This window comes from Actinomycetota bacterium, from assembly GCA_019347575.1.
In the GTDB taxonomy this organism is placed as follows: Bacteria; Actinomycetota; Nitriliruptoria; order Nitriliruptorales; family Nitriliruptoraceae; genus JAHWKY01.
Genome location: JAHWKY010000069.1, coordinates 1 through 8,728 on the forward strand (window position 1 = coordinate 1; position 8,728 = coordinate 8,728).

9 protein-coding genes and 1 pseudogene are annotated in these 8,728 nt (G+C 69.0%); 6 read left to right on the forward strand and 4 right to left on the reverse strand.

The genetic code is table 11. The features are described from left to right. The coding region (locus tag KY469_21645) for a PRC-barrel domain-containing protein (protein MBW3665707.1) at positions 1-121 on the reverse strand (121 nt) is incomplete at its 3' end. 123 nt (positions 122-244) lie between these two features. Between KY469_21645 and KY469_21650 the strand changes: the two are divergent. After that, positions 245-793, forward strand: a pseudogene (locus KY469_21650) (hypothetical protein). A 9-nt stretch (positions 794-802) separates the two neighbouring features. On the opposite strand, the gene KY469_21655 reads toward KY469_21650, so the two are convergent. Beyond that, complete coding sequence (locus KY469_21655) at positions 803-1,954, reverse strand: diiron oxygenase (GenBank protein MBW3665708.1); 1,152 nt, start codon at positions 1,952-1,954, stop codon at positions 803-805. 47 nt (positions 1,955-2,001) lie between these two features. Next, on the reverse strand, positions 2,002-2,562 hold the full coding sequence (locus KY469_21660; GenBank protein ID MBW3665709.1) for a TetR family transcriptional regulator: 561 nt from the start codon (positions 2,560-2,562) through the stop codon (positions 2,002-2,004). 106 nt (positions 2,563-2,668) lie between these two features. Between KY469_21660 and KY469_21665 the strand changes: the two genes are divergently transcribed. From KY469_21665 to KY469_21680, 4 genes are all read left to right on the forward strand, one after another. Next, the gene (locus KY469_21665) at positions 2,669-3,760 is read left to right on the forward strand and encodes an ABC transporter ATP-binding protein (GenBank protein MBW3665710.1); all 1,092 of its coding nucleotides are present in this window, start codon (positions 2,669-2,671) and stop codon (positions 3,758-3,760) included. Next, a complete protein-coding gene (locus KY469_21670; protein ID MBW3665711.1) occupies positions 3,757-4,452 on the forward strand; it encodes an ABC transporter permease in 696 nt (231 codons plus the stop codon). The genes KY469_21665 and KY469_21670 overlap by 4 nt, the downstream gene beginning before the upstream one ends. 1 nt (position 4,453) lies before the next feature. Beyond that, positions 4,454-5,185: an ABC transporter permease gene (locus tag KY469_21675; protein MBW3665712.1), complete on the forward strand. Its 732-nt coding sequence runs from the start codon at positions 4,454-4,456 to the stop codon at positions 5,183-5,185. Positions 5,186-5,307: 122 nt separating this feature from the next. Next, entirely contained in the window at positions 5,308-6,279 is a 972-nt protein-coding gene (locus KY469_21680; protein MBW3665713.1) for an ABC transporter substrate-binding protein, read from the forward strand. A gap of 28 nt (positions 6,280-6,307) precedes the next feature. Here KY469_21680 and KY469_21685 read toward each other — a convergent pair whose 3' ends face one another. After that, positions 6,308-7,498: a hypothetical protein gene (locus KY469_21685; GenBank protein MBW3665714.1), complete on the reverse strand. Its 1,191-nt coding sequence runs from the start codon at positions 7,496-7,498 to the stop codon at positions 6,308-6,310. 190 nt (positions 7,499-7,688) lie between these two features. Here KY469_21685 and KY469_21690 point away from each other — a divergent pair. Next, positions 7,689-8,728: HTTM domain-containing protein (locus KY469_21690; protein ID MBW3665715.1), on the forward strand; the 1,040-nt coding region annotated here is incomplete at its 3' end.

Sequence of the window (8,728 nt, forward strand, 5' to 3'; positions counted from 1 at the left end):
ATACCTCGAGATAGCGCACGGTCCAATCGTGGGGGTCGAACAGCACATCCTGGATGGTGCCGATCTCGCCGTCGATGGCGTGCACCGGCATGCCGTGAATCTCGTGAGCGAAGGATTTCATGAGCACAGAACGCGCGGACCCCCCTCGGGGTTGCAGCACGAGGTTGCAGCACACCGCTGGACCGCGGCGTGTATTTGGCCCACAATAGGCTGCTTAGAGTCCCCGCCAACACCGGAGATAACGATGGGGGATAACAAGCATATCGTCCTGACTTCCCACCCGCCGCGCGGCGCCGCTAAGCCGCCGGGCGTCGCATGGGGCGCGCCGACGGCAAAAGAGCGCGGGCCGGTGGTCGGCAGCCTCAAGAACCCGCACCAGCGCAACGTCATCGGCGTGCATTCGGGCGCCTACGGGCTGTATCGGGCGCTCGCCGTCGCCGCCGGGGCGTCCCAGGAGTGGCAGCGCAACGTGACCGATGCGCTCGAACGTCTCCGGACCACGTGGGACGACCACATCGCGAAGACGGAGGCCGACGGCGGTTTCTTCACCCAGATCCTCCGGGACGAACCGCGTCTGGACGCGGCCGTCAAGCGCCTACGCCTCGAGCACGACGAGCTCTCGACCAGGACCGAGAAGCTGCTGGCGCGGTGTCAGGAGTCGACCCTGGACGCCGACGAGGTCGAGGTGCTCCGAGCGGAGGTCCTGGAGCTGCTCGGCAAGGCCGCCCGACACCGGCAGCACGGTTCGGACCTCATCTACGAGGCCTACCAGGTCGACGTCTCCGTGGGCGACTGACGCCGGCTACGACGCGTCGTCCTCGGCCTCCTCGCCGGCGACGATCGTGGCGGCGAGCTGCTCCCCCCGCGTCTCGGAGTCCACGGTCGCGTCGACGTTGCCATCCAGGTGCTCGCGCTGGGCCAGGAGGCGCTCCATCTCCTCGGCGATGTCCTCGTCCTGCTCCCAGAACTCCTCGAGGTCGAGGTCCTGGAACTGCAGCACGCCCATGTCGAGGAAGGCCTTCTGCACCTTCGGTCCCCACAGGCCGATGCGCTTGACGGTCGGGACGACACGGGAGAAGAGCGCCTTGCGGAACTCCCCCATCAGCTGGGCGTTGTCCACGTACTCGACGCACTCCTCGGTGTCGAAGCCGAGGTTCTCCCAGACCTCCTCCGCGAGGAACCGATCCTTGAGGAGGTAGGAGGCCTCGACGACGAACTCCTCGCGCTCCTCGCGTTCCTTCTCGGTCAGCTCTGCGTACGCGTCCTGCAGCGCCAGGGACCCGAAGGCGACGTGGCGCGCCTCGTCCTGCATCACGTAGGCGTTGAGCGACTTGCCCAGCGGGTCCTTCGTGAAGTCCCGGATCATCGAGAACGCCGCCAGCGCCACCCCCTCGATCATCACCTGCATCCCGAGGTAGGTCATGTCCCAGCGGCCGTCCGTGATCGTCTGGTCCAGCAGCGTCGCCAGGTGCGGGTTGATCGGGTAGGCCATCTCCAGCTTCTCGTTGAGGTAGCGCGAGTAGGCCTCGACGTGACGCGCCTCGTCCATCACCTGGGTGGCGGCGTAGAACTTCGAGTCCACGTCCGGGACGGTCTGCACGATCTTCGACGCGCAGATCAGCGCCCCCTGTTCACCGTGCAGGAACTGCGAGTTCATCCACGTCGCCATGTGGTGGCGTACGACGTTCTTCTCGTCCCGGGACAGGCGTTCCCACGTCGGCGAGCCGAAGATCGGCACGTACTCGTCGGGCATCATGTCGGTGTTGGTCGTGTCGACGTCCAACGACCAGTCGATCCTCGTGTTGGCGTTCCACTGCTTCTCCTTCCCCTTCTCGTAGAGGTTCAGGAGTCGGTCTCGGCCCTCGTCGTACTCCCAGTTGAAGACCGCCTCGGTGGTCCCCGGGATGCGCCACTCGGTCGTCTCGACGGGCAGGGCGTACCGGTGTGTGCTCATCACTCTGTCCTATCGTTGTCGCTGCTTGAGGACGGTCGTGCTCTCCTTCATCCGGTCTTCAGCCCGTGGACCAGCAGGTCGGCCAGTTCGGCGGCGACCTGGTCGAGCGGTTCGTCGGTCGGGTTCACCGCGTAGCTGACCAGCAGTCGGGCGGTGGCGTCGGCGGCGCGGTGGATCAGCGCCGGAGACAGGTGCGGGATCCGTTCGGAGATCAGGTCCTCGAGGACCGGCAGCGCCGCCGGCAGGACGGGCCCGCGACCGTGCAGGAGCGCGGGTAGCAGGGCCTCCGGTTCGGTCGCGAGGAGACGGTCGAGGAGCGGGTGGTCGCGGGCGCCCCGGAGGGCTTCGAGGATGGCCGCTTCGACGGATGGTCGGAGGTCGTCGTGGCGGCGCGCCGCTGCCCCGATACGCGCCATGAGTTCCTCCTCCTCACGGACGATGGCGGCACGGATCAGGTCGTCCCGCGAGTCGAAGTAGCGGTAGACGGTCTGACGGGACAACCCCGCCTGCGATGCGGCGTCCTCGACGGAGAGTCGGGACAACCCGTGGATGGCGATGGCCTCGACCGTCGCCTCGAGGATGCGTTCGCGTGTGTGGGATCCCGGCATGCGACAACCCTACGCGAGATGTAACACCGTCGCAAGGGCGCCCGGGCCCACTCGTCTACCCTGCCCGGCCGCGAGCGCCACGGGACGGAGTGACGTGGGCGATGGCATGATCCGGCTCCAGGGCGTCTCCAAGGTCTTCCCCGGGATGACGGGTCCCGCGGTCGAAGACCTCTCGTTCGCCGTCCCCGAGGGTGAGATCGCGGTCCTCGTCGGGCCGTCCGGTTGCGGCAAGACGACCACGCTCAAGATGATCAACCGGCTGATCGAGCCCACGAGCGGTCAGATCCACGTCGCGGGACGCGAGATCCGGTCGCAGGAGGCACACGACCTGCGGCGGGACATCGGCTACGTGATCCAACAGATCGGCCTGTTCCCCCACCGCACGATCCGGGACAACATCGCGACGGTCCCCCATCTGCTCGGTTGGGACAGGAGCCGGATCGACGAACGCGTCGACGAGCTCATCGAGGTGATGGGACTGGACGCGTCGATGCGCGACCGTTACCCCGCCGAGCTGTCCGGCGGACAACGCCAACGCGTCGGGGTCGCGCGGGCGCTGGCGGCCGATCCACCAGTGCTCCTGATGGACGAGCCCTTCGGGGCGGTCGACCCGATCGTGCGGACGCGCCTGCAGCAGGAGCTGCTGTCGCTCCAGGAGCGCCTCCGCAAGACCATCGTCTTCGTCACCCATGACATCGACGAGGCGATCCAGCTCGGGGACCGCATCGCGATCCTGAACGTCGGGGGTGTGCTCGAGCAGTACGCGCCCCCGCGGGAGGTTCTCGCCGAGCCCGCGAACGCGTTCGTCGAGGACTTCCTCGGGACCGAGCGCGGCCTCAAACGCCTCTCCCTGATCCCCGTGTCCGAGCTGGAACTGGAACGCGGGCCGGTCGTCGACGCAGGGGCCAGCATCCGGGAGGCGGAGCAGGTCATGTCCGCCGAGGCATCCGCGTGGGTGGGGGTGCTGGACGACCAGCGGATGCGTGGCTGGGTGTGGGGGTCGGAGCTCGAACCCGGGAGGAGGGTCGGTGACCACGAGACCCACGACTTCCGCGTGTGGATCGAGTCGACCGCCAGCCTCCGCGAGGCACTCGATGCGGTCGTGAACACCCGGAACCAGGTCGCGGTGGTGTACGACGGTGACGAGTACCTGGGGATGCTGCGGGTCGAGCGGATCAGCGCCGAGCTCCTGCGATGACGGTCCTGGTGGCCCAGCGTGCCGACGACGCCCTCATCCGCTGGCCGTGGATCGGCGATCACCTGCAGGAGATCTGGGAGGCGACCCTCGCGCACCTCGTCCTCACCGCGGTCCCCGTCGGCATCGGCCTGGTCGTCTCCCTCGTTCTCGCCGCCGTGTCCCTGCACTGGCGTCACCTCTACGAGCCGATCGCACAGACGTCCGCGGTCCTCTACACGATCCCGAGCCTCGCGGCCTTCGCCCTGCTCGTCCCGTTCCCCTCGCCCTTCGGGCTGTTCGGCATCGGAACGGCGATCGTGCCACTCGCCACCTACACCCTGCTGATCCTCGTACGGAACATCGTCACCGGCATCGAGAACGTCCCCGACGACGTCCGGGAGGCCGCGCGCGGGATGGGCTACCGGCCCGTCCGGCTGTTCTTCGAGATCGAGCTGCCGTTGGCGTTGCCGGTCATCATCGCCGGAGTGAGGATCGCGACGGTCACGGTCGTCGGCCTCGTCACGATCACGGCCCTTCTGGGGCGGGGCGGCCTCGGGCACTTCATCCTCGACGCGTTCCGTCGTTCGATCATCTTCCCCACGGAAGCGTTCGTCGGGCTCGTCGGGACCGTGGCCCTGGCGGGTGTCCTCGACCTCGGCCTGTACCTGGTCCAGCGGGCGCTGACCCCGTGGACGCGTCGAGCGGGGGGCTGACATGGAGATCCTCGTCGACGCCGCCGCCTGGATCATCGACCCGGTCCGCTGGGGGTGGGGTCCACGAACGATCCCCTTCCGCGTCGTCGAGCACCTCGAGCTCGCCCTGGTACCCACGGCGATGGCGGTCACCCTCGCCGTGCCCGTCGCCGCGTGGCTCGCCCACCATCGGCGCGTCGAGTTCCTGGCCACGGCGGTGGTCAACGTCGGCAGGGCGATCCCCTCGTTCGGAGTGCTCGTCGTCGCGGCCCTGCTCGCGATCCGCTGGGGTGTGTCAGCGACGTTCTGGCCGGGCGTCATCGCCATGTTCCTGCTCGCGTTGCCGCCGGTCTTCACCAACACCTACACGGGGGTCCGGGGCGCAGACCCCGCGACCGTCGAGTCGGGGCGAGGGATGGGCATGACCCCGGCACAGATCCTCCTGCGGGTGGAGCTGCCGCTCGGATCCCCGGTGATCCTGGCCGGCATCCGCATCGCCTTCCTGCAGGTCGTCGCGACCGTGCCGCTCATCGCGGTGATCGGCCGGTCCGGCGGCCTGGGCCGGTACGTGATCGACGGGTTCGCCCAAGGGCGTGCGGGGCGCGCCCAGGTCCTCGCGAGCGCCGTCCTGGTCGCCGCCCTCACGTTCCTCGCCGACCTCGCGTTCGGACGTCTCGAGCGGGCACTGCTGCCCGACGGGCTCCAGGGGGCCGACCGGGACGACCTCATGGTCGAGACTGGGGTGGTGGTCTGACCCACGGTCGCCTGACCCCTGGAATGGCCCGGCCGCGTGGCGGGTTGCTTCTACGACACCAGTAGTATCCGCAAGGCCGGCTCCGGATCCGGGGCTGGCTCCGAACAACGGAAAGGGAACCCATGCGGACGCACTTCCGCAGCGGTGTCCTCGGGGCGATCATCCTGGCCGTCGCACTCATCGCGGCAGCCTGCGGAGGATCGGGTGAGGACACCACCACCCAACCGACCGGCACCGACCAGACCGCCGACGGGACGTCCGATCAGCAGGACGGCCCCACGATCACCGTGGCGTCCTTCAACTTCCCCGAGAGCGTCATCCTCGCCGAGATCTACGGGCAGGCGTTGGAGCACGACGGCTACCCCGTCGAGAAGCGGCTGGACCTCGGCTCACGTGAGCTCATCCTCCCGGAGCTGCAGTCGGGCGCGATCGACTTCCTGCCCGAGTACGTGGGCTCCGCCCTCGGCGTCGGGTTCGGGGGCGAACCGACCTCGGACGTCGACCAGACGCTGCAGGACCTGCAGGACGCCTACGAGAGCGAGGGCTACGAGGTCACTGTCCTCGAGCCGTCACCGGGGGAGGACAAGAACGTCTTCGTCGTCACCGAGGACTTCGCCAACGAGCACGACCTGACGTCGATCAGCGACCTGGCGGACGTCGACGGGACGATCTCCTTCGGCGGCCCACCGGAGTGCGAGAACCGCGACACGTGCCTGCAGGGCCTCCAGGACACCTACGGCCTCGACAACATCGAGTTCCAGCCGATCCAGGAGGGTTCCGCCCGGATCGCGTCGCTCGAGAGCGGCGACATCGACCTGTCCCTGCTGTTCTCGACCCAGCCGGTCATCGACGAGAGGGGCTTCGTCGTCCTGGAGGACGACCAGGCGATGATCCCGGCCGAGAACATCGTGCCGGTCGTCAGCAACGAGGTGATCGACGCCTACGGCGACGACCTCACCTCGCTGGTGAACGAGATCACCGCGCTGATCGAGACGCAGACGCTGCTCGATCTGAACGGTCAGGTCGAGCTCGAAGCCGAGGACCCGTCCGCCGTGGCTGAGCAGTGGCTAACGGACAACGGCTTCCTCGACTGACGCCGGGGATCGCAGCCGGAGGGCAGGTTCAGTGTCCGGCCTCGCCCTCCGCGCGCTCCTCCTCTGGGAGGACCATCAACCGCTCGGTGCGGAGGGTCTCGATCAAGCCAGCCAGCCGCAGTTGTGGTCCAGCACGCTCCGCCAGTGCGGTGAGCTGGTCCCTGTCGTCCAGCCGGAGGTCGTCGCCGTCGGCCATCAGGACGCCCACTAGGTCCGCTCCCTCCCGCAGCGCGACGGCGACCACGGTCGGGCCGGCATCTCCGGGGATGTCATCCAGCGGCGGAGCCCCCGCGACCGCGTTGGTGATCAGCACCGCGTCTGACCGGGTGCGGACCTCGTCGAACAGCGGCTGGTCCTCGTCGACCTCTGCGGGTATTCCTAGCCGGTGGCGTCCGGACGAGGCGAGCAGTTCGTAGCCGCCCGGCGAGCGTGGGACCCACAGCGACGTCCGATCGGTCACCAGCCGGACCTCGGCCTCCTCCAGCACCCGTTCAGCGAACGTCCGGCGGTCTGTCAGTTGCGGGTTGCGTCTCAGGAAGTTCACGAGGTCGCGTGCCGACTGGAGGGCTCCGGCGATCCGGCTCGGGACCGCCGACGGGTCGGGTGTGCCCCGCAGCCGGCGGTGCACGCGGAGTTCGTCCTGGATCTCAGCTGGCGTGGAGATCACATCCTCCGACGTCTGTCCGACCGGGTGGCGGATGTCGTCTTGCGGGTCGGACGGCTCCTCGGACCCAGGCGCCGCACTGTCGGTCCTGACGTGGGGTTCCGCCTCGTCGGCTCGGTCGGATGATGCTGGCGCGGACGTGTCGGTCCGTCGGCCGAACAGTCGGCCGAGCAAACGGCTGTCGGCTGCGTCGTTCCGGCCGGTGGTGGTCTCCCGTTCCCTGGCGGCCTGGGTGACCTCGCGCAGTCGCTTGTCGAGGTCAGCCACGCTGAAGGGGCGCAGCAAGAGCCAGACGCCGTCGGGCAGGTCTGCTCCGGTCGGTTCCTCGGCCCCGAGCACCACCGTTGGACAGTCCAGACCGCGGCTGCGGAGTTGCCGGGCGGCGTCGAGGCCTTGCCGTGCCGATCCGATGTCGATCAGGGCCGCGTCGAAGCTGCCTTCGCCCCCCGGCACCTCGTCCGGGGAGGCGACGGCGACGACCTCACGGCCCCCGTGGGTCAGTGCGAAACGGTCGACCACCGCGGATGTCTCATCCCGGACGACGAGCAGACGCATGCTCTTCCTCCCGGAGGCCACTCAGCGGCCTCTTCACCGTAGGTCAACGACCAGGACCGCCCGCAGGATGCGCGTGAACCCGGACCGCTCGCCGGAGATCGGGGACCCAGGCCCCTTCTCGGTGGAAACCGTCCGACGTAACCTCTCCCGGGATCCAGGGAGGACGGAAGCGGGTGGAGCAGGCTCTGTGATGTCCACCTCGGACGCAACGGGCGCAGGTCCCGAGGAGCTTCGACACGAACGGTCCGGGTCGGACGCTGCGACCCTGTTCGCGACGATGTGGGCCGTGGCCGTGCTGTTCCACGTGCTCAGCGGCCCGATGCGCTTCCAGGCCTTCCCGCCGACGGCGCTGGGTCTGGTGCTCCTGGGAGCGGGGGTCACGGCGGTGGCGGTGCTGGTCCGACCGCACGACCTCCGGTGGCTCGTCGCGCTGGCCGGCTTCCAGATCGTCAGCGTCTGGTTGGAGGCGCCGCTGCTCGGCAACCACTGGTTGATCGCAGGGTTCGTCGATCTCGCGCTGCTGGTGGCAGCGGCCATGGTGTGGTGGCGGCAGCGGACGTTCGACGCCGACCGGGTGTTCGCGGTGTTCGCCCCGGCGGCACGCTGGGTGCTGCTGATCTCCTACGGCTTCGCGGCCTTCGCCAAGCTCAATCACGCGTTCCTCGACCCGACCGTGAGCTGCGCGACCTTCTTCGCGCGGGAGTCGCTGGCGGCCTTCGGGCTGGATCACCTCGTGACGGGTGGCGCGTCCCAGACGGTGATCGGCGCGACGCTCGCGGTGGAGCTGGCGATCCCGGTCCTGCTGCTCGTGCGTCGCACACGCATCGCGGGCGTGGTGCTGGCCGTCGGCTTCCACACGGTGCTGGCCCTGGACCTCGCCCACCCCTTCTTCGACTTCTCCACCGTGCTGTTCGCGCTGTTCGTGCTGTTCCTGCCTCCCCCCTTTGCCGGTTGGCTGCGGTCGAAGCTCGCCGCTCGTGGTCGGGTGGGCCGCCTGCTCCAGGCGGGCGGGCACGTGATACTCGTGGTGGTCGCGGGGCTGCTGCTCGCGGCGCTGGGGCCGCCGACCCCCACCCTGGCCGTGGTGGTGCTGGCGGGCGCGTTCCTGCTCGCGCGGCTGATCACCGCGTTTCTCTTCGGCGTGACCGCGACCGACCCGCTGGTGTTTGCCGGCGTGCCGATCCTCCTGGCTGCGGTGGCTCTCGTCGCGGTCTGGCTGCCGGCGCGGCG